15 protein-coding genes and 2 pseudogenes are annotated in these 20,672 nt (G+C 70.7%); 8 read left to right on the top strand and 9 right to left on the bottom strand.

Going from position 1 to position 20,672, the window contains the following annotated elements; translation table 11 throughout:
* Window positions 1-99 precede the first annotated feature (99 nt).
* Window positions 100-858, bottom strand: coding sequence for a GPP34 family phosphoprotein (locus EDD90_RS31105; protein WP_123976228.1), 759 nt, complete (start codon window positions 856-858; stop codon window positions 100-102).
* Window positions 859-1,035: 177 nt separating this feature from the next.
* On the opposite strand from EDD90_RS31105, the gene EDD90_RS31100 reads away from it, so the two are divergent.
* The 3 genes and pseudogenes from EDD90_RS31100 to EDD90_RS31090 all read left to right on the top strand — a co-directional run.
* Window positions 1,036-3,990 (top strand): D-alanyl-D-alanine carboxypeptidase, encoded by a 2,955-nt coding sequence (locus tag EDD90_RS31100; protein WP_260328202.1) that lies wholly within the window; start codon window positions 1,036-1,038, stop codon window positions 3,988-3,990.
* 197 nt (window positions 3,991-4,187) lie between these two features.
* Entirely contained in the window at window positions 4,188-6,089 is a 1,902-nt protein-coding gene (locus EDD90_RS31095; protein WP_185149280.1) for an MFS transporter, read from the top strand.
* A 165-nt stretch (window positions 6,090-6,254) separates the two neighbouring features.
* A pseudogene (locus EDD90_RS31090) lies at window positions 6,255-7,124 on the top strand (DUF6424 family protein); the annotation flags it as partial.
* A gap of 14 nt (window positions 7,125-7,138) precedes the next feature.
* Here the strand turns inward: EDD90_RS31090 and EDD90_RS31085 are convergent.
* Window positions 7,139-7,999: a hypothetical protein gene (locus EDD90_RS31085; protein ID WP_123976224.1), complete on the bottom strand. Its 861-nt coding sequence runs from the start codon at window positions 7,997-7,999 to the stop codon at window positions 7,139-7,141.
* A 244-nt stretch (window positions 8,000-8,243) separates the two neighbouring features.
* Here EDD90_RS31085 and EDD90_RS31080 point away from each other — a divergent pair, with 244 nt between their 5' ends.
* The 4 genes from EDD90_RS31080 to EDD90_RS31065 all read left to right on the top strand — a co-directional run bounded on the left by EDD90_RS31080 (window position 8,244) and on the right by EDD90_RS31065 (window position 12,808).
* The gene (locus EDD90_RS31080) at window positions 8,244-9,161 is read left to right on the top strand and encodes an LAETG motif-containing sortase-dependent surface protein (protein WP_123976223.1); all 918 of its coding nucleotides are present in this window, start codon (window positions 8,244-8,246) and stop codon (window positions 9,159-9,161) included.
* Window positions 9,162-9,315: 154 nt separating this feature from the next.
* The gene (locus tag EDD90_RS31075) at window positions 9,316-10,104 is read left to right on the top strand and encodes an SDR family oxidoreductase (protein WP_123976222.1); all 789 of its coding nucleotides are present in this window, start codon (window positions 9,316-9,318) and stop codon (window positions 10,102-10,104) included.
* Window positions 10,105-10,322: 218 nt separating this feature from the next.
* Window positions 10,323-11,885: a sodium:solute symporter family protein gene (locus EDD90_RS31070; protein WP_123976221.1), complete on the top strand. Its 1,563-nt coding sequence runs from the start codon at window positions 10,323-10,325 to the stop codon at window positions 11,883-11,885.
* Window positions 11,886-11,998: 113 nt separating this feature from the next.
* On the top strand, window positions 11,999-12,808 hold the full coding sequence (locus EDD90_RS31065; RefSeq protein ID WP_260328201.1) for a hypothetical protein: 810 nt from the start codon (window positions 11,999-12,001) through the stop codon (window positions 12,806-12,808).
* A gap of 11 nt (window positions 12,809-12,819) precedes the next feature.
* On the opposite strand, the gene EDD90_RS31060 is transcribed toward EDD90_RS31065, so the two are convergent.
* The 4 genes from EDD90_RS31060 to EDD90_RS31045 form a co-directional block, all read right to left on the bottom strand.
* Window positions 12,820-13,938: an ADP-ribosylglycohydrolase family protein gene (locus EDD90_RS31060; protein WP_123981855.1), complete on the bottom strand. Its 1,119-nt coding sequence runs from the start codon at window positions 13,936-13,938 to the stop codon at window positions 12,820-12,822.
* A 176-nt stretch (window positions 13,939-14,114) separates the two neighbouring features.
* Entirely contained in the window at window positions 14,115-14,375 is a 261-nt protein-coding gene (locus EDD90_RS31055) for a hypothetical protein (RefSeq protein WP_123976220.1), read from the bottom strand.
* Entirely contained in the window at window positions 14,372-14,809 is a 438-nt protein-coding gene (locus EDD90_RS31050; RefSeq protein ID WP_398926010.1) for a DUF6247 family protein, read from the bottom strand. Before EDD90_RS31050 ends, EDD90_RS31055 begins: the two co-directional genes overlap by 4 nt.
* A gap of 19 nt (window positions 14,810-14,828) precedes the next feature.
* On the bottom strand, window positions 14,829-15,626 hold the full coding sequence (locus tag EDD90_RS31045; RefSeq protein WP_185149279.1) for a helix-turn-helix domain-containing protein: 798 nt from the start codon (window positions 15,624-15,626) through the stop codon (window positions 14,829-14,831).
* 367 nt (window positions 15,627-15,993) lie between these two features.
* Here EDD90_RS31045 and EDD90_RS31040 point away from each other — a divergent pair.
* Window positions 15,994-17,004: pseudogene (locus EDD90_RS31040) on the top strand (IS200/IS605 family accessory protein TnpB-related protein); the annotation flags it as partial.
* 24 nt (window positions 17,005-17,028) lie between these two features.
* Here EDD90_RS31040 and EDD90_RS31035 read toward each other — a convergent pair.
* The 3 genes from EDD90_RS31035 to EDD90_RS58650 all read right to left on the bottom strand — a co-directional run bounded on the left by EDD90_RS31035 (window position 17,029) and on the right by EDD90_RS58650 (window position 20,528).
* Window positions 17,029-17,148: a tetratricopeptide repeat protein gene (locus tag EDD90_RS31035; RefSeq protein ID WP_123976218.1), complete on the bottom strand. Its 120-nt coding sequence runs from the start codon at window positions 17,146-17,148 to the stop codon at window positions 17,029-17,031.
* 229 nt (window positions 17,149-17,377) lie between these two features.
* The gene (locus tag EDD90_RS31030) at window positions 17,378-17,926 is read right to left on the bottom strand and encodes a DUF1062 domain-containing protein (protein WP_123976217.1); all 549 of its coding nucleotides are present in this window, start codon (window positions 17,924-17,926) and stop codon (window positions 17,378-17,380) included.
* A gap of 187 nt (window positions 17,927-18,113) precedes the next feature.
* Window positions 18,114-20,528 (bottom strand): tetratricopeptide repeat protein, encoded by a 2,415-nt coding sequence (locus EDD90_RS58650; RefSeq protein WP_123976216.1) that lies wholly within the window; start codon window positions 20,526-20,528, stop codon window positions 18,114-18,116.
* Window positions 20,529-20,672 lie beyond the last annotated feature (144 nt).

Raw genomic sequence — 20,672 nt, 5'->3', positions numbered from 1 at the left:
ACTGCTGTGTACGCCTCACCGCCCCGCTCGGACCAGCGGCTCCCGAACCGGGTCTCAGGGGTGCTGTGTTGCCGCCCGTTGCCGCCGCGGCAGTTCGGCTCAGTGCACCACGGCGCGGGCCATCGCACCTCGGCGCGGCTGCATCGGAACTCCACGGGCGGGTTCCGGCGCACCGGGCCTGGCGCCTGGTCCTGCCTGCCGGCCTGCCGGGGCCGGGTTACGGCGTGGCTGTGCGGCCGCGCCGTTCTGCACGTCCATGACGGCGTGGGCGACGAGCCCGCCCATCGGGTCGTGCCGGATCAAGTCCCGCAGCCTGGAACGAGAGGAGCGTCCCTCGTTGCCCGGATACAGGTGCTTGCCGAGACCGACCGCGTGGGCCAGGGCGGCGAGCGCGGCGGTCCGCGGGTCCGGCGGTACGCCGGTGCGGATCGCCGAATCCAGCCGGCCACGGATCTCCCGGGTGACGGCATTGTCCGTCGCCTGGTACCGAGTGGTCGGCAGCACCCCGCACATCTGCCCCGCTACGGCGGCGACCATGCCGCACCGTTCGAGATGCGCGAGATAGATCTGACGCAGCCCCAGCCGGGGCCCGCCGATCCAGTGAACAGCCCGCACGGGAGCGCCACGCCTTCGCAGCAACTCCAACGCGCAGTCCAAAGTCGGATCTCCAGTCGGCCGTGGCTGCACCACGGCGATACGATCCCCGTCTGGGGCTATCCGTCCGGCCAGCGCCAGCTCCACTAGCTGTGCTCCGGCCAGACCGAGGTCGAGCGACTGCGGCTGTGCAGTGGTACCCGTGGCCGGGTCCAGTGCCAGCAGCAGAAGCTCCTCCGGAAGTGTTCTGCGGCTCCTGCCCATCCATGCCTCCCCGCGTGGATGAATGACAGGGTGACCCCTCTCACATTGGTCTGTCGAGGGTGCGTGACCGGTTTGTAAGGGAACCGGAAGGTATGTCGTTCTCGTCTACCGCAGGGGCTAAGCCCGCACACAGGACACTGGTACATGGTTCGGACAGCGCACGGAAACGTGCGAAGCGTGGAGGAGGCATCGGTGGCGGGCGAGTCCCCCGACAGGTCGAAGCAGCGCGAGTCGTCGGCGGAACCGACGTCGGGGAGCGCGGATTCGGTTCCCGAAGCACGCGATCCGCGGCTGGCGGTGGCCGCCGAGAAGGAGACGACCGGGGGCGTGGACACCGCGACCCGGGTCTTCTCGGTACGTGACCTGAAGCCGAACCCGGCCGAGGAGAACGACACGAAGCTCCGCGAGGCGGTGGCGGCATGGGTACGAACGGGCAACCCGACGGAGGACGCGGAGACCTCCGAGGACCCCGAGGCGACCCCCGAACACCCCGCCGACGCACAGGAGAAGGCGACCACGCCCCCCGAGGACCGCGCTGAGCGCCCCGAGGACGCCGCGGAGGGCCAGGAGCCCCCACAGACACCGAAGACCACCCAGAAGGCCAACACGAAGCCCAAGGCAACGCCAGAGCCGCCCTCCGAGACCGACACGGCCCCGGAGGACGCGAAGCCCGCAGTCAAGCCGAAGGCCGACGCGGAACCCGAAGACGCGAAGCCCGCGGACAAGGCGAAGGCGAACGCCGAACCCGAAGACGCCAAGCCCGCGGACAAGGCGAAGGCGAACGCCGAACCCGAAGACGCCAAGCCCGCGGACAAGGCGAAGGCGAACGCCGAACCCGAAGACGCCAAGCCCGCGGACGACCCGAAGGCCGACGCGGAACCCGAAGACGCCAAGCCCGCGGACAAGGCGAAGGCGAACGCCGAACCCGAAGACGCCAAGCCCGCGGACAAGGCGAAGGCGAACGCCGAACCCGAAGACGCCAAGCCCGCGGACAAGGCGAAGGCGAACGCCGAACCCGAAGACGCCAAGCCCGCGGACAAGGCGAAGGCGAACGCCGAACCCGAAGACGCCAAGCCCGCGGACAAGGCGAAGGCGAACGCCGAACCCGAAGACGCGAAGCCCGCGGACGAACCGATCGCCGACGCGGAACCCGAAGACGCCAAGCCTGCAGACAAGCCGAAGGCCGACGCGGAACCCGAAGACGCCAAGCCTGCAGACAAGCCGAAGGCCGACGCGGAACCCGAAGACGCGAAGCCCGCGGATGAGCCGAAGGGTGATGTCCGGGACGCCGTGCCCGGTGACGAACCCGCGGACGCCGACGGCGAGGACGACCCACAGGGGCCACCCGCACCTGACAACGATGGCCGCACGGGTGGCGCGGGTGGGAACACCAAGACCGCAACCCACGACGAACCCGAGGACGCGGAGCCCGCCGACAAGGCGAAGGCTGACGCCGAACCCGCGGACGCCGACGGCGAGGACGACCCACAGGGGCCACCCGCACCTGACAACGATGGCCGCACGGGTGGTGCGGGTGGGGACACCGAGACCACAACCGACGGCGAAGCCACCCCGCAGGGGTCCGCCGTCGATCAGCCGACCACCATGCTCAAGGCCCCCCGCCCGCCGCAGGTCGACCAGCCCACCACCACGCTCAAGCTGGGCGGGAAGCCCAGCCCCAAGTCCTCCGAGCGCACCAGCAAGTTCGTCGCGCTCAAGTCGGACATACAGTCGGAGGCGAAACCGGACGCGAAGCCGGCGGCCAAGCCCGAGACCGCCTCCACCACCCGCACCACGGTCATCCCCCAGGTCGGTCCCGAGCGCACCACCCGGCAGCCGCTCCCCCCGAAGCCCCCGCTGGACCTGCTCGCCGAGCTGACCAACACGCCTCCGCCGCCGGAGACCTCGGTCAGGACCGCCATCCGCCGGGTCAAGATCTGGACGCCCCTGGTCATCGTCCTGCTGATCGTCTTTGCGGTCGTACAGACTCTCCGTCCGCTCCCCCAGCCCACCCTCGACCTCACCGCGAAGGACACGTACACCTTCGACGGCAGCAAGACGGACATCCCCTGGCCGGCCGGCGGCCAGGCCGCCCTCGACGTCCAGGGCATCGGCACGTTCGGCTCCTCCGGCGACCAGAAGCCGGTCCCGATCGCCAGCGTCGCCAAGGTCATGACCGCGTACATCATCCTGCGCGACCACCCCCTGAAGAGCGGCGCCGCCGGCCCGAAGATCAAGATCGACCAGGCCGCCCAGGACCAGGCGAACGCCGGCCAGGAGTCCACCGTCGACGTGACGGCCGGCGACTCGATCACCCAGCGCGAGGCCCTGGAGTCCATCCTGATCGCCTCGGCGAACAACGTGGCCCGCCTGCTGGCCCGCTGGGACGCGGGCAGCGAGAAGTCGTTCGTGGTGAAGATGAACGCCACGGCGAAGAAGCTCGGCATGACGAACACGACGTACACCGACCCGTCGGGCCTCACGAACTCCACCGTGTCCACCGCCGTGGACCAGGTGAAGCTGGCGAAGGCGGCGATGGCGAGCGAGCCCGCGTTCCGCGAGGTCGCGGCGATGATGTCGTACGACGACTACAAGGGTGTCAACCACGGCAACTGGAACCAGCTGGTCGGCCAGAACAACGTCGTCGGCATCAAGACCGGCACCACCACCTCGGCCCTCGGCAACCTGGTCTTCGCCGCGAAGAAGGACGTGAACGGCGAGACCCGCACGATCATCGGCGCGGTGATACGGCAGCAGGCCAACGCCAGCAACGGCAACAGCATCCTCAAGGCCGCCCTCAACGCCGGCGACCAGCTGATCCGGGCGGCGCAGGGCGCGCTGAAGTCGGCGACGATCTACAAGAAGGGCGACGTCGTCGGCTACGCGGACGACGGTCTCGGCGGCCGTACCCCGGTCGTCGCCACGCAGGACGTCACGGCCATCGGCTGGTCGGGGCTGAAGGTGAAGCTGTCCTTCGCCGCCGACAAGGTGCCGCACACCGCGAAGGCGGGCACCAAGGTCGGCACCCTCACCGTGGGTGACGGCTCCGGCTCCGCCGTCCGGATTCCGGTCGCCCTGCAGAAGGACCTCGCCGAGCCCGGGTTCACGAGCAAGCTGACCCGCCTCGGCTGACCCATAACGCACATTCCGTCTCCGCACCCCGCCGATGGCGGCCCACCCCAGGGCCCCGCGGCGGGGTGCGTGCTAGCGTCACGAATCGGGGCAGGTCGCCGGTCGTCGGGACACGACCGCGAACTGGACGGGAAGCGGCCGCCAACACCGTGAAACGCGGCCGAGAACAGAAGACGGGACACGGGGAGTGCCTTCAGGTGGCCACAGCGGATGTGACACGCGCCGACGATGCCGATCCGGGCCCGGTAGCCGGCCCGCGAATAGCCCTGCCCGAGGCCGGTCCCGAGACCGGCCTCGAAGCCGGTACGGACGGTACGCACGACACACACCGTGACGACAGGACCGGGAGGAGAGCCGGCATGGCCGGCCGGCTCCTGGAGGCCGCCGAACCCCTGCGCCGGCGCATGCTGCAGCACCCCGTGCTGTCGGTCACGGTCCTCGCCGGGGTCCTGCACATCATCTGGTTCTTCACGTTCGCGAACAGCGGCGGCGACCTCGCGGCACAGGACGCCTGGGCCGAGTTCGTCGGTCGGCACCCCGACTCGGCGTACAACCTCGCCTGGTACGGCGGTATGCACCCGGTGTCGTACAGCGTGGTGTCGCCGTACCTGATGTCGGTGCTCGGCGTCCGTACGACGATGATGATCGCCGGCACCGCCTCGGCCGGCCTGCTGACCCTGCTCCTGATCCGCAGCCGGGCGGTGCGGAACCCGCTGTGGGCCGCGTCCGCCGGGGTCTTCGCGCTCCTGTGCAACGCCATCTCCGGGCGGGTCACCTTCGGACTCGGCACGGCGTTCGCGCTGGCCTCGGTCGGGGCGGTGTTCTGCTGGCCGCACCGCTGGCGCTTCAAACGGTGGGCGAAGGCACTCGTCGCGGCCCCGCTCGCCGCGCTCGCCACCATGTCGTCCCCGGTGGCGGGTCTCTTCATCGGCCTGGTGGCGGTCGCGCTGTTCCTGCAGAAGCGGCGTCCGGGCGCCTGGGCGCTGGGCCTGGCACCCGCGGCCGTGGTGGCGGTCTCCGCCTGGCTGTTCCCGTTCTCCGGCACCCAGCCCATGACCATCGGCTCGGTGATCCTGCCCCTCGGCTACGGCCTGCTGTGCCTGTTCCTCGTCCCCAAGGAGTGGAAGACGGTCCGGCTGACGGCCGCCGTGTACAGCCTCGCCGTGGTGCTGGTGTGGCTGGTCAGTTCGCAGATCGGCTCGAACATCTCGCGGCTGCCGATGCTGTTCGCGGGCGCGACCCTGGTCGCCGCCCTCCCGTACACCGTGCCGCGCTCGCGCAAGTACTACGTCACGGTCCTCGCCTTCCTCGGCTTCGTCGGCTGGATCGGCTTCAAGTCGGTGGACGACATCATCCACACGACCCCGGCCGCGTCCTGGGCCCGTGAGCTCGCCCCGCTCGTCCACCAGCTCCAGCAGGTCGGCGCCGAGAAGGGCCGCGTCGAGGTGGTCCCGGCCCGCTCCCACCGGGAGGCGTCCGCGCTCGCGCCGTACGTCAACCTGGCCCGCGGCTGGAACCGCCAGGCCGATATGGAGCGCAACCCGCTCTTCTACGACGACACCCTCAACTCCGCGAACTACCACGAGTGGCTGCAGCGCTGGGCCGTCCACTTCGTCGTCCTGCCGAAGGGCGAGCCGGACGGTGACGGCGGCGAGCGGGAACGCGCCCTGGTCCGGCGCGGGATGCCGTATCTGAAGCAGATCTGGGGCGACGCCAACTGGCAGCTGTTCAAGGTGACCGACCCGATACCGCTCGCCGAGCCGAACGCGGTGGTGGACAGCGCCGGGCAGGGCGAGCTGACCATCGAGGTCCACAAGGCCGGGCGGATCCTGATCCGGATCCCGTACTCGCCGTGGCTGAGCATCGTCGACGCGAAGGGCAAGAGCCTCAAGCCCCCGCAGGAGACGCAGGCGTCCAAGCACCGGGCCGAGGGCCGGCCGAAGACGTACGTCAACGTCAACGGCTGCCTGGCGGAGACCCCGGAGGACGCGAAGGGGGACAAGTGGACGATGCTGCTGGCCCCGAAGGCCGGAACCTACCGGCTGGCGGCGCCGTACCAGCTGCCGCGGGGCACCCCTTGCCCCGACGAACTCAAGTGAGGGCCGGAGCGGTTCCGGCCCTCACCGGCTGACGGGGTCTCCGCTCGAGTCGCGATCAACCCGTGCGGCGCGCACGATGGAAGCAGGGGGTACCGCATCGCGCCCCGCGAGGGGTTTGCACCAGTTTGCACCCTTCAGTGCCGGTGACCGGTCCGCGGGGCCAGGCCGAGGAGGTCAGCTGTGGCCCACACCGAACTCCCGCCGGGTGGCACCGAATCGGAAGACCATCCGTGGAAGATCCGCCTCGTCAAACATCCCGCACGTTTTGACTCCCCGCAGTTCATCGCCGCCAAGAAGACCGCACACGCGATCCTGCACGCCATGGCCGACCCCGACCTGCCCTACGGGCCCAGGCCCGTCGACCCAGGGCCGGGACCGAACGCCGGCGAGCACTGGGAGATGCACCACGGGGGCAGCCTGTGGGTGAAGGGTGCCAAGGGCTGGCGCATGTACCGCGCCCGTGTCGGTATCGAGTGGAGCATGCAGTTCTGCGCGGACCCCGTGAAGGTCGACCGGCTCCGGGAGGAAGCGGCCGAGCTGATGGACGCCTTCCCGCTCACGCTGCCCGCGCTGGCGGAGCTGGGCTACGACGGCGCCGATGCGTTGCTGCGCACGCCGATCAAGGACGCCGACGGGGTCGAGGCGTGGACGGACTCCCTGTTCAACGCCTGCGTGCCGCTGAGCCACGGGAACCACCAGGGCATCCTTCCCAGCGTGCCCGGTGAACACCACTATCCCTGGCCGGTGAAGGGCGCGGACTTCGTCCGGTTCGACGACTTCCAGCTGTGGGTGACCCTGCCCGACGGCACGCACGGCGCCGTGGCTCCGGTGGACCGCCGCGGCTCCGGCGACGGGCACGTCCGCCTGGCCTTCGTCCCCGAGGGCAGCGACGCCGCGGACACGCTGGCGCAGGCGGAGGCGCGCGGCCTGATGGCCGTACTGCCGGCGAACAGCACCGTGGCCCGGCAGGCCTTCGCCCAGCAGATCGGCCCCGGCCGCCGAACCGCCTCCGGCCCGCTGTCCAACGGCCACTAGGGCCTCAGCAGGGTTCAGCGCAGCTCGGCCACGTGGCGGTCCGTGCCCGGCACCGTCGGGACGAACGGCGCCACCAGCTCCACCCTGCCCAGACCCGACTCGGCGACCTGCTCGTCCAGCCCGGTGAAGCGGGCCTCCCAGCAGTCCCTCGGGTCGGTCTCCAGGAACCACAGGAGCGTCAGCCGGGTGTCGACGCCCTCCACCTGCTTCACATAGGTCATCCGGTCGCCGGGCAGGGGCGTCGGGCGGAAGACGGTCACCAGGGCGGCCGGGGAGGAGGCCACCTGCTTCGGCAGGTGCCGGGAGCGCAGCCACTCCAGCAACTCCGCCCGCTGCTCGGGCGACTCGCTGTCGATGACCTCCACCACCAGTCCCGCGTACGGATGGTCGAGGGCGTGGAAGTCGCGGGGGCCGGCCGCCCCGTCCCGGTACACCGTGGCCTCGTGGTCCTGGAACGCGGTGAAGACGTGGGTCCGGTCCTGGTACACCCGGGCGTCGCGGTTCAGCCGCTTGTTGATGGCGACCGTCCACCTCATGTGGTCGGCGTAGCGGCCGTCGGTGATCCAGTAGACGGAGATGTAGCAGCCGGCGGTGACGGGCTGGGCGATCGCCGACTTCTCGGGGTAGCGCAGGAGTTGCAGATCGCGGGTGGCCACCCAGCGCCGGCCCGCGTACATCCAGGGCATGGCCATCGCGCCCGCGTAGTAGTGGTCGTCCTCGTACCAGCGGTTGTACGCGTACTCGTGCCCGAGGTGCGGTTCGACCATGGTGATGAGGGCGTGGCCCGGCCGGACGCCGTACGGCCCCACGGCGGCCAGTTCCGCGTACACCTGACTGCGTGTGTCGTTCTCTGTGTGCGTCGAGTCGCCTGTCATGACTCCGGTTTAGCTGACTGTGCGTCAGATTACGAGAGGGCGGCGGAGCCGGCCGACGGTGCGGGAGGTGTTGTTCAATTCGCAAGAGATTGACGGACGTCATCAAGGTGGCGAGAATGCGGATCCTCACTGCCACCACAATGAGTGAAGTGACGCCAGGGTTGAGCCACGTCGCCTTCCGCCGGCCTGTGCACACCCCTCGCACACGACCACCTCCCACACCTAGTTTCCGCAAGGGCACATCTTGACGCGCTTCTCACGCCCCAGAACGTCGGCCGTCCTCGCCGCAACCGCTTTCCTCGCCGCCGCACCCCTCGCCGGGGCCACGACCGCGAGCGCCACCACCGCGAGTGACTGCCAGACGGCCACCGTGCAGTACCGCATCGTCGACGCCGACGGAAACCCGGTCGGCGCCGACTGGACCTCCCAGGGCGGTTTCCACCAGTGGGACTCCGCCCCCGGCACGGTCGAGGTGCGTCTCGCCCCCGGGCAGAACGTCGGCGCCGGCTGCACGTACCCGGTGTCGCTGGCCGAGTACACCACCGAGGGCTCCAACTGGTACACCTCCGGCCACCAGACGCTCGTCGACCACGCCACGGTGTACCTCACCGCCGACGACGTCGCGGGCAGCGACGACGCCAAGCGGACCTGGCAGAAGCTGGCCGTGAAGAGCCCCGACTGCTACGGGCAGATCGACCTGTACGGCGACGACGTCGTCTACGACGGCAAGTCGGGGGACGGGCACGGCCCCGCACCCTACGAGCCCGGCAACGTCGTCACCCCGTACCACCTCATAGCCGCCTGGAACGGCGGCGACAAGGCGTGCACCCCCGCCCAGCCGGAATCCCCCACGCCCTCCGCGTCGACACCGGCAAGCCAGCCGCCCGCCCCGGAGAGCTCCGCACCGGCCACCCCGACGCCCTCCACCCCCGCGTCCTCCACCCCGCCGGCCTCCTCCTCCACCCCGCCCACCACGTCCCACGTCCCCCCGATGAAGACGCCGCCGCCCACCACCCCGGCGCCCTCCCCCAGCACCAGCACCCCGCCGCTGGCCGAGACCGGCGCCAGTTCCTCGACGCCCCTGATCGCCGGCGGCGCCGCCCTGGTGATCGCGCTCGGCGCCGGCACGCTCTTCGCCACCCGCCGGACCCGCAAGTCCTGAGCCTCTCCCGAGGCCACCTGAACATCCGACGGCTCCGCCCCCAGGGCGGAGCCGTCGCCGTTACGGACCGCCGCCCCGGCCCCCTTCCGCCCTCCCGCCCCCGCCCTTACTCTGACGGTCCGTCAGACACAGGTGGGTGAACCGGAGGTCATCGATGTCGCTGCTCACGGGCAAGACCGTCGTCGTCTCGGGAGTCGGCGCCGGGCTCGGGCACCAGGTCGCCGCGGCCGTCGTACGGGACGGCGGGAAAGCGGTACTGGGTGCACGGACCGAGGCGAACCTCGCGAAGAGCGCGGCCGGGATCGATCCGGAGGGCACCCGGACCGCGTACCTGCCCACCGACATCACCGACGAGGGCCAGTGCGAGGCGCTGGCCGCGCTAGCCCGCGAGCGGTTCGGCGGGATCGACGCGGTGGTCCATGTCGCCGCCTGGGACTCCTACTTCGGCGGGGTCGAGGACGCCGACTTCGCGACCTGGGCCTCGGTCATCGACGTGAACCTGCTGGGGACGCTGCGGATGACCCGGGCCTGCCTGCCGGGGCTGAAGGCCGCCGGGGGCGGCTCGGTCGTCTTCATCGGCACCCAGTCCGCCGTCGCCGCGCCCTCGCAGGTGCGACAGGCCGCGTACGCCGCCTCGAAGGGGGCGCTGACCAGCGCGATGTACTCGCTGGCCCGGGAGCTGGGACCGCACCGGATCCGGGTCAACACGGTGCTGCCGGGCTGGATGTGGGGGCCGCCGGTGCAGGCGTACGTGCAGTTCACGGCGCACACGGAGGGCGTGCCGGAGGACGAGGTGCTGGGGCGGCTGACCGGGCGGATGGCACTGCCGGACCTGGCGACGGACGGGGACGTGGCGGACGCGGCGGTGTTCCTGGCGTCGGACCGGGCGCGGGCCATCACGGGCCAGTCGCTGCTGGTCAACGCGGGGGAGCTGATGCACTGAGGCACTGATTCCAGCCAACCCGCCCGTTCATGTACATAAATCAAGGTCAGCAAGCCGAACGATTTTACTTCGCCTTGACCTTACGCCCGCTTGTCGTGCCCTCGTAAACGAACCCACGATGAGCGGGCACTTCGCGGCCTTCCCCGTCCTCGCTCCGCTTATGCGAAGTGCCAGCCAGCTGAGCGGAGTTCACAAGGTGGACCCTGGAAGGGGGGCGCATGAACGGGCTCGACTGGGCCGTGCTCATCGGCTACTTCGGTGTGATGGTCGCGATCGGTGTCTGGTCGCACAAGCGGGTGGACAACGTCAGCGACTTCTTCACGGCCGGCGGGAAGATGCCCTGGTGGCTCTCCGGCATCTCGCACCACATGTCGGGCTACAGCGCGGTGATGTTCACCGGATACGCGGGCATCGCCTACACCTACGGCGTGACGTCGTTCGTCACCTGGTCCTTCCCCATCGCGCTCGGCATCGCGATCGGCTCCAAGCTGTTCGCCCCGCGCATCAACCGCCTCCGCTCCCGCCTCCATGTGGCCTCCCCGCTCGAATACCTGAAGAACCGCTACGACCTGAAGACCCAGCAGGCGCTGGCCTGGTCCGGCATGCTGCTGAAGATCGTGGACGTGGGCGCGAAGTGGGCGGCGATCGCGACGCTGCTGTCCGTGTTCACGGGGGTCACCCTCAACCAGGGCATCCTCATCACCGGCGCGATCACCGCGGTCTACTGCACGATCGGCGGCCTGTGGGCGGACGCGCTGACCGAACTCGGCCAGTTCGTCATCCAGTTGCTGGCCGGCATCTCGATGTTCGTGGCCGTCGTCCTGAAACTGAACGACAAGGGCATCGGCTTCTTCGACGCCTGGGACCAGCCGGCCCTGCACGGCCACGGCAAGCCGCTGGTGGGCCCGTACGGCACGGTGTTCCTGCTGGCTTTCTTGTTCATCAAGCTCTTCGAGTACAACGGCGGCATGCTCAACCAGGCCCAGCGCTACATGGCGACGGGCAGCCCGCGCGAGGCCGAACGCTCGGCCCGCCTCTCCGCCGCCCTCTGGCTGGTCTGGCCGGTGGTCCTCTTCTTCCCCATGTGGATGTCCCCGCTCCTGGTCCACGCGCAGAAGCCGGACGGCTCCGACTCCTATGGCCTGATGACCGAACAGCTCCTCCCGCACGGCCTGTTGGGCCTGGTCGTCGTCGGCTTCTTCTCGCACACGATGGCGATGTGCTCCTCGGACGCCAACGCGATCGCGGCCGTCTTCACCCGGGACGTGGCCCCGGTCCTGTCGCGGCAGGCGCGGTCCTGGACCGAACGCTCCGGCCTGATCGCGGCCCGCGTCACCACGGTCGTCTTCCTCGGCCTGTCCATGGCGGTGGCCACCCAGGTCAACTCCCCCACCTTCAAGGACATCATCACGGTGGTCATCAAGTGGGTGGCCGGTCTGATGGGCCCGATCGCGATCCCGATGATGCTGGGCCTGCTCCGCCCGTTCCGCCGCTCCGGCCCGACGGCGGCGCTGGTCAGCTGGTCCATGGGCCTGCTGGCGTTCTGGCTGGTCAACTACCCGATCAACTGGAACGTGGACGGCGGGGTCCCGCTCCAGTACCAGGTCTCGATCCCGCTGGCCGTCTCCCTGGTCCTCTACATCCTCATCGGCTACCTGAAGCCGGAGGACACCCCGGAACGCCTGGCGGTCATCGAGACCGTCAACACGGACGGCGACAGCACGGCGGCGACGGTGCCGGTGGCGGCGCAGGCTCCGGCGGGAACTCCGGCCCAGGACTGACCGACTCCATCATCGTGATTAATCAGCACATATCACTGGTGCGTCGTGATGGTTTCGGTTCCGGGAGTCCTTAGCCTGGCGTGCGCCATGCAAGGACCACGAAAGGAGTGAGCGTGAAAGCTCGCTTCGGGGTGAAACGGAAGGCGGCGCTCGGGATCACGGCACTGGTCGCGATCGCCGCCTCGGCCGCCCCGGTATCGGCCACCACCGTCACCCACACCGACACCGACACCGACACGAAATGGGGGCGCTCCGACCACTGGGGCGTCATCACCCGCAACACGATCGGCTCGCCCGTCGCCGCCCTGCGGAACGGCCCGTTCGGCTCGTTCGGCGTGACGGGCCCCTCCGCGAGACCGCCCTTCGGACGCGGCAGCCTCGGCATCGAGGTGGCGGACCACTCCACCTCCCTCACCCCGCCCAGTGAGGCCGCCGACTTCGGCAACGAGGTCGACTTCTTCGGTGCCCCGGTACTGGGACTGCGCCAGGTCGGTTTCCACGTCTTCCAGACCGGCGAGAACGTGTCCTACGGCGGCGCCGCGAACCTGCCGAACATCAGGTTCGAGATCAATCCGAACCTCACCGCGACCCCCAGCACCTACTCCTCGATGGTGTGGAACCCGCCCGCCCTGCCGACGACGGACCTGAACCGGTGGAGTCCCTACCTGGACGCCACCACGACCGGCACGTGGTTCCTCACGGGCGCCGCGGGAACCGCGACCAACTGCTCGCTGTCCCACCAGTGCACCTTCCAGGATCTGCTGACCGCACTCAACGACGGCGGCACGCAGCCGGTCATCTACTCCGCCGCGGTGAGCAAGGGCCGCGACTACATGTGGATCGGGGCCGTCGACGGCCTGCGGATCAACAGCCTCGTCTACGACTTCGAACCCACCATGGTCAGAGTTCGTCGCGCCACCTGAAGCGGGGCCGCTCAGCCGCCCCGCGGGTAACGCAGCAGCCACCCCGGAGCCGCGCCCGCCGGGTTGTGCAGGGCCGGCCCCTGGGTCATCTCCATCGCGAAGTCGTCGGCCAGCTCCAGGATCGTGGGACGGCCCTCCAGCTCGGCCACCCAGGCCGGCGGGAGGGCCGTCTCGCCGTGCAGGGCGCCGAGGAGGCCGCCGGTGAGGGCTCCGGCGACGGCGGAGGGACCGGCCTGGTTCACGGCCAGGCACAGCCCGTGCCGTACGTCCTCACCGACGAGCGCGCAGTAGACGGCGGCGGCGAGCATCCCGTCCGCGGCACCGTCCCCGGCCAGCTCCTCGACCCGCGCCGGGGAGGGCATGCCCTGCCGTACGGCACCGAGGGCATGCTGCAGCGCGTCCGAGACGGGCTGGTGCCCCGGGCGGGCGGCGAGCAGGGCGAGGGCCTGCTGGACCGACCCGTCGAGGGACTGGCCGCGCGCCAGCCCGTGCACGATCACGGCGTACGCACCGGCCGACAGACAGGACGTCGGATGCCCGTGCGTCTGCGCCGCGCACTCCACCGCCAGCTGTACGACGAGCTGCGGCTCCCACCCCACGAGCAGCCCGAACGGCGCGGACCGGGCGACGGCCTCCGGCCCCATGTCGTCCGGGTTCTTCGGCGACTCCAGGGTCCCCATGGTCTCGTCCCCGAGCCCGAGCAGCAGCGACCGCGTGGGATCCCGCCGCGCGTACAGCCACTCCTCCCGGGCCAGCCACCCGTCCTCCTTCCGCCGCTCGTCGGGCCCCCAGTCCCGCTGGGTGGCGGCCCACCGCAGATAGGCCCGGTGCAGGTCGGTGGGCGGATGCCAGGCCCCCGTGTCCCTCCTGACCTGGGCTCTTATCAACCCGTCCACGGTGAAGAGGGTGAGCTGCGTGTGATGGGTCACGGTGCCGCGCCGCCCGTACCCGAACCCGAGGTCGACCAGCCCTTCGGGCCCGTACGCCCCCCGGATCTCCTCCAGCGTCAGCCCGTCCACAGGCCCGCCCAACGCATCCCCGACCGCGCTGCCGAGCAGAGTCCCCCGCACCCTGCCCCGGAAGTCCTGCTGCTCGGCACGACCCCAGACGGCACCCGATGTCGCACCCACCATGACCTCCTCACGGGCACCGTCCGTACGTACGACAGCTCAGCACTGTAATCGACCGGGAACGTTCCGTTCAGGGTGCAGTTAGGTATGCGAAGTGTGGGTTGTGTGGTCCCGGGTGACCGGGTTTCGGCCAGGTCGGGAGTGGGTGGGGATCGGTTAGGAGGTGCGCTGCGTGGTCAGCCGTGCCATGTGATGTTGCAGACGTAGATGCCCTCGTGGCGCGGTACCGGCAGGAAGCTCATGAAGCCGCGCCCGCCAAAGAGGTCGAACTGACGCAGTCCACCCTCTCGGTCCAAGGGCCTTCCGACCTTCACGGAGTCCTGGCCAAGGGCGGCGAGTTCCGTCGCGAGACGCTCAATCTCGGCTACGACGCCTGGTGGTAGGCCGTCCGTTACATACTCGGCGCTCGGGTTGTAGTCCCAGGCCGAGTCCGTCACAGCCCGGCCTCCGCCTCGGCTGTCTCCCAGATCATCCGGATCTCGGTAATGGCGGCCGTCGGGTCCTGCTCCCCCTCGTCAATAAGCCGCTCCAGCTCGTGCAGGCGTGCGGCGCGCTCCGGGCGGCGTTGAATCGCCACAAAAACGGCCCACGAGTGCACGAAGGCTCGCAGCGGCGCAAGGCTCTGGGTCTGCTGGGCGTTCGTCGTGGCCTCGAAGAGGTGCTGCGTGAGAGCCGGGATCCGACTCGGGGCGATCCGCGCGACCGCCGCCCGTAGAGCGTCCGGGGTGAGCTCGGGCATGGGGATCAGCGGTTCGATCGGGCCGTCGGTCTGGGCGCTCACGGTGGCCTCCGGTGCGGGTGGCTCGGTCCTCGTACGGTACCCGGGCAGTCGGCGGCGCGGCGCCTTGGCGGCGCTTGTCACGGAGCTCACTTCTCGCGTCCCTCTTTACCTAGGCGACCGCGCCGACCGCACGATAGTCCCGGCACCGCCCCGGCCCGTCGGCACGGAACGCGCGCTCGCAGCCGTCGCAGGTCTGCCAGGGGTCCGGGCGGAGGGCAGGGCGGGACGGCGGTGGAATGGCCAGGAGAGGGATGGCCGGGGGCAGGAGGTTGGTGAGGCGGTGGGCGAGGAAGGCAGCCGGGTGCTTGATCGGATCCTGTGGCAGGTCGGCCGTGAGCACGCGTACGACGGCCGTGGGCGGTACGCCACGCTCCAGCCACCCCGAGACGGCCGGTGTCAGCCGGTGTACGTCCCGCTCGCTGAGGAGCAGCCGGGAGTCGTGCGCACGGAGCCCGGCGAGCAGGTCGGCGGCCTTGCGGGGGCCCCGCGGTGTCCTCGGCGGGACGGGAGTCTTCGGCTTTGGTTCGGGGGCTCGGGCGGCTTCGACCACAGCCCGCCGCGGCCTGTTGTACGCGAACGTCCGGGTCACGACCTGCCCCGAGGGAAGACGCTCCTTCGTGCGCAGATGGAACCCGTACTTCTCCAACTCGCGCAGGGCGGCGGCGATCCGGATCTCGCCCTCGGGCAGCTGCTCGGCCAGCGCCTTGATGCCAACCGGGGCCCCCTCGGGCAGCGACTGGATGTAACTCCCGATGCCCCTCGCCATGGACGACAACTCCGGGTGCTGGAGCAGTTCGTTGCTGATCACGGTGAAGTTGCCTTCGAGGCGTTCCCTCACATGGGTGACGCCGGAGTGGGAATGCCGGGTCTTGGCGGGCGCGGGCGCGCTAGGCTGCTGGGCAGTCATGGGGAAGGTGCTTTCTTCCTTGATGATCAGGCCCTCGCAGTGGGATGGCAGTCCCGGCGGGGGCCGAAGTATGTCTGGACCTGTCGCGGCAGACGCTGCCGCACAACTGCCCCTCCGCGCCAGTTGAGTTCGGCATATTCACTCCGGCGAGTGATCGACGGGGACGGCAGGGGAGGGTTGTGAACAGGTTGGGGGTTGACGGCATTTGAGTGCGTTCTGGCACACGGGAGTGAGCCTCCCGGCGGTGGCAGGCGCACTTGCGCCGGTGGGGAACGGGAGTTCTCGCATCGAATGCGTGACCTTCGGCGATGGTGGTCGTTGGGTGTGGTGACGGAGTTCTGCGATGCCGGACCGGGGGTGACATGGGGTGGGTGGACTGCGGGAGATGGTGGCGTCGTTCGTGGTGCCCGGCCCCTCGGGCGTCGCGGTCCGTACCCGGCTCAAGGGCCTGACCGCCGGGGACGAGAAAGTGCTCGGCATGGTCGGCGACCTTCTCGGCACACTGGCTTCCCGTGATCTGAAGGCGCGGTGTGCGGCCGGGCTGCAGCACGACAGCGAGCAGTGGGCACAGCGCAAGCGTGTCCTGACTGGGGAGTCCTCCTCGCGCTGGGCCGGGTCCATCACGAAGGCCACCCACGACCAGTGGGCCCTCGCCCGCCGCGGCCGGCTCGCGCACATCCACAGCCTCCAGGCGGGGGTGCGCACCATCAGGCATCGGCTGTCCCTGCCGATCGGCGAGAAGGGGTCCAAACGAGCTCCTGGCGGATATCACAGCAGGCAGGAGTGGTTCGCCAAGTCACGCCGCCTGCACGTCCTCGAAGACCGGCTCCGCTCGGCGCGGGCCGACTGGCAGGCCGGGGTCGTGCACGTGGTGCGCGGCGGCAAGCGACTGCTGAAGACCCGCCACCATCTGGAGACCGCCCACCTCACCCACGAGCAGTGGCGGCACCGGTGGCATGCCGAACGCCGGTTCCTTGAGGCCGACGGCGAGTCCGGCAAGCGCCACGGCAACGAGACCATCCGCGTCACGCCCGACGGCGAGGTCTCCCTCAAGCTCCCCGCACCACTGGCGCATCTGGCCAACGCGCCGCACGGCCGGTACGTCCTCGCCGGGAAGGTGTCGTTCGCGCACCGGGCCGAGCAGTGGGCCGACCGCGTCACCGCCCACCGGGCCGTGGCCTACCGCATCCACGAAGACGTGCAGCGCGGCCGCTGGTACCTGACCGCGTCCTGGACCATCCCACCCACCTCGACGGTGCCGCTGGAGGCGGCCCGCGCGAACGGCCTGATCGGCGTGGACACCAATGCCGATCATCTGGCGGCCTGGCACCTTGACGCGCACGGCAACCCCACCGGCCAACCACTGCGCTTCGCCTATCGTGGCCTCGGCTGAACCCGGGACTCAGGTCTCCGCGAGCTCCCGGCGGATCCAGTCGGTGTCGGGATCCGCCACGACGGCTCGACGCAGGTCCTCGTGCATGCCCGGCAGGTCGCCCAGCCGGCGCCGTACCCGGGCCCGCATCGCCAGGGCTCAGGTGTAGCCGGGGTCCAGCGCAAGGGCACGGTTCAGGTCGCTGAGGGCATCGTCCTGGCGGCCCAGGTTGGGCAGGGACGCGCCTCGGCTCGTGATCCAGCCGTGAGCCGGACACTACCCGTGGCTGGACGGCGCCGACCGCTTCACGCGGACCGTCACGGCGTTTCCGGGCCTGTCCGGCGGATGATGCCGGACAGGCCCGTGGTCGCGGGAGGGCTCAGCGCTTGAGCGTGAAGGTGAAGTCGTCGGAGAGCCTGCCGCTCAGCCGGACCGCCGAAACGAGCTTCCCCTCCGTGATCAGTCGCTCGACCTGGGCCCGCGAAAGACCGCAACCGTCGGCGATCAGTCGTACCGGCCGGACGGGGATCGGCGCCGCGAAGCGGACCGAAACGTCGATCACCTCGTGGTCCAGGTGATCCGATCCGCCGGTGTCGAGGCGCCATGCGTCGTCCCAGTCGAGGGCGATGCGATTGCGGCGCCGCAGGAGCGGATCCTGGAGCAGCTCGGCTGCCAGGCCTGGATCGTTGTCGTGCATCCGGTCCAGCAGTTCGGGCCGTACGGAGCGGACGTTCATCCGCTCCAGGACCGTGAGCTTCGCCGTGTCCCCGCAGGCGGTGCAGAGCACGAGGAGCCAGGCGTCGAGGAGTTTGTGGTGTGCGTTGACACGGAACTTGCCGTTCACCCGGAAGCGCTCGGACGCACACGCGTGGCAGCGACGGAGAACGGTCGGCAGGCAGGTGGGCATGACCACCCAGCTATTGAGCACAGAAGTACACCGGTTTCAGTGAGAAATCCGCAGCAAAAAGGAGCGCGGCGCGCTTGCGCGACGCGCGACAGATCAGCTCTCGGGAGGTCTCACACGGTGTACAACGGCACGTCCTTGCCTGGACGACTTGGCTGGGCAGCACGGTAACGGCGCACGGCGGCGCCGCTCCACCGGTTTTCGAGCGCCGTCACGTGATCGATCCGCCGGGCAGGCGCTGGTCCCCTTCGCCGAGCCGGAGCCGTATCCGGGCCCGCGTCTCCATCGCCCACTCGAAGTCGGGGTCCAGCTCGATGGCCCGGTCGAGGTCGGTCAAAGCCTCCTCGGTGCGGCCCAGTTCGTGCAGGGCCGCGCCGCGGCCGGCGAGGGCGGACGGGTAGTCGGGGAGCAGGCCGGCGGCCCGGGTGAGTTCGGTGACCGCGTCCGCGAAGCGGCCCGCGCGGCGGTAGGCGTCGCCGCGCTCGGAGGCGATCCAGGGCGAGTCGGGCGCGCGCCGGGCCGTCTCGTCGAGGTCGGCGAAGGCCTCGGCCCACTCGCCCCGGACGCCACGCAGCCGTGACCTGCGCACCCGCGCCCACAGATGCCCTGGGTTGAGGCTCAGCGCGCGGTCGAAATCGGCGAGGGCCGCGTCGTACTGCTCCAACGCGTGTCGGCACACACCCCGGGAGGCCAAGGTGCTCGCGTCGGCCGGTTCCAGGGCGACGGCCCGGTCCAGGTCGGCCAGCGCCTCGGTGAACCGGCCCGCCAGTCGGTGGGTCTCGCCCCGGGCCGCGAGGAACAGCGCGGTGTCGGGCGCGAGTTGGTCCGCACGGTCCAGATCGGCGAGGGCACCGTCGAAGTCGTCCAGTGCCCGGCGGCACAGGCCGCGGCCGTAGTGGGCCATCGGCCGCTCCGGATCCAGTTCGATCGCCCGGTCGTACTCGGCCAGGGAGCGGCCGAAGTCCCCAACGTTGCGGAGTTCCCGGCCCCGGACGACATGTGCCAGCGCCCGGCCGGCGCTGTCCAGATCGGGCCGGGCGAGGAGCAGGTCCATGGCCTCGGTCACGCCGTCGGTGAGGGCCTGGCCCAGGCGGCGGCCCCAGTCCCGTACGGCCGGGGCGTCGGCGGTGATGCCCGCTTCCGCCACCATGGCCGCCCAGCGGCGGCCGACCGCCGGATCCGCGGCGCAGGCCGGCAGAAGGGTGTTCAGCGCTCCCGGCAGAGCGGTCTGCGGCCGGGCGCACAACCGGTGGTACGTCTCCTCCAGCAGGAGTTCGCGCCACGGCTCGTGGTCCCATTCCGTGCCGGAACGCAGGCCGTTCGCCGCCTCCTCGCGCCAGCCGCCGTAGGCCTCCGCGAGCCTCTCGTGCTCCCGTGTCCAGCCGCGCGGCGAGAGCCGTCGGCGCAGTCGGAGCATCGCGTCACGGACCAGGTCGTGATAGGTCAGCCGGTCGGGGCGCTCGGTGACGAACGGCAGGCCGCGCAGCCAGTCGAAGAGCGCGTCGGCGTCCTCGTCCGGGCAGTCCACGGCGGTCCGGAAGACGTCCAGGTCCAGGCGCCGGGGCAGCGCGCAGGCGAGTGCCACGGACCGGCGGGCCGGATCGGGCTCCCACTTCAGGAAGCGTTCCACGGCGGTGGCGCTGGGGTCGCCCACGTCGTCCGGGTCGGTGGGGTGCTGTTCGGCCAGGGCGGTGACGAGCACGGGCAGGCCGCCGGTGAGCCGCAGCACCTCGGCGACCACCGGCTCGTCCCGTACCCCCTTGTCCGCGAGCAGCCCCCGGGCCTCCGCCTCGGTGAACGGGCCGAGGGGCAGGTCGGTTCTGAAGTCGGCGAAGCTGCCCCAGCGGGCCGTGTCGAAGGGGTGCTGGCCGGAGGTGACCACGACGACGTTGGCGGGAAGGGCGCCGTAGCGGTCGGTGGTCATCACGTCGTGCAGCCAGGGGTCGAGGAACGGGCCGGTGCGCTCGTAGGTGTCGAGGAGCAGGACGATCCAGGGGGCGGTGTCGGCCGCGCCGGCCAGCTCGTTCAGCAGTACCGGGGTCAGTACCCGCTCCGGGGACAGCACCAGTTGGGCGTCCTCCTGGCTGCGGAAACGGGCCCGGAGCCGGTCGGTGCCCTGGGCGAGGCGGTCGGTGTCCAGGGCCACGGCGAAGGCGCCGGCCACCGGCACCATCCCCAGCCCCACCTGCGCCGCCCGCGCCACGGCGAGGCTCCCCGCCGACGGCCCCTCCCGGTCCTCCGGTCCGCCCACCGCCAGGGCGGCCTCCGCCTCGTGCCGCCGCTCCCGGTGCGCGGCCAGCAGCCGCTCCAGCTCCTTGAACCGCCGTCCCTGGGCAGCGAACTGACGGGCCATCACCGCCAGTGCCTCGGGCACTCCGGCCACGCCTTCGTCGACGTACACGGTCAGCGCCCCGGCCTCCCGGGCGATCTGCTCCAACTCCCGTACCAGACGGGTCTTCCCGACACCGGCGTCACCGTGGACATGGAAGAGGAAGCGGTGCCGCTCGTCCTCGGGCGCCAGGTCGAGGTTGCGCCGGAACGCCGCCCGCTCCTCGGCCCGCCCGACGAACCCGGCCCTCCGCCGCCGCCCGATCAGCTCCTGCATCGACGGCCGTGTCGACCCCATCAGCTGCACCCCCGTAGCCGCTTCGCCCACAGTCTGGCAGAGGCCCCGGCATCAGGACCCGGGCGGCTGCCGGGTCCGAGGCCCACCTGGCATGCCGCCCCCGCACCTCCGCACACGGGACGCCCGTACGGCCGCTGATCGGGC

Origin of the sequence: Streptomyces sp. Ag109_O5-1 (assembly GCF_003814875.1) — a bacterium.
GTDB lineage: Bacteria > Actinomycetota > Actinomycetes > Streptomycetales > Streptomycetaceae > Streptomyces > Streptomyces sasae.
The sequence above is the reverse complement of the archived record's forward strand: the minus strand, read 5'-3'. Positions and strand labels throughout refer to the sequence as shown.

What these genes read in the sequence shown, in the direction of transcription:
- EDD90_RS31105 (WP_123976228.1), bottom strand. Translation starts at nt 858, where the DNA reads ATGGGCAGGAGCCGCAGAACACTTCCGGAGGAGCTTCTGCTGCTGGCA.
- EDD90_RS31085 (WP_123976224.1), bottom strand. Translation starts at nt 7,999, where the DNA reads ATGACAGGCGACTCGACGCACACAGAGAACGACACACGCAGTCAGGTG.
- EDD90_RS31075 (WP_123976222.1), top strand. Translation starts at nt 9,316, where the DNA reads ATGTCGCTGCTCACGGGCAAGACCGTCGTCGTCTCGGGAGTCGGCGCC.
- EDD90_RS31070 (WP_123976221.1), top strand. Translation starts at nt 10,323, where the DNA reads ATGAACGGGCTCGACTGGGCCGTGCTCATCGGCTACTTCGGTGTGATG.
- EDD90_RS31045 (WP_185149279.1), bottom strand. Translation starts at nt 15,626, where the DNA reads ATGACTGCCCAGCAGCCTAGCGCGCCCGCGCCCGCCAAGACCCGGCAT.
- EDD90_RS31035 (WP_123976218.1), bottom strand. Translation starts at nt 17,148, where the DNA reads ATGCGGGCCCGGGTACGGCGCCGGCTGGGCGACCTGCCGGGCATGCAC.
- EDD90_RS58650 (WP_123976216.1), bottom strand. Translation starts at nt 20,528, where the DNA reads ATGGGGTCGACACGGCCGTCGATGCAGGAGCTGATCGGGCGGCGGCGG.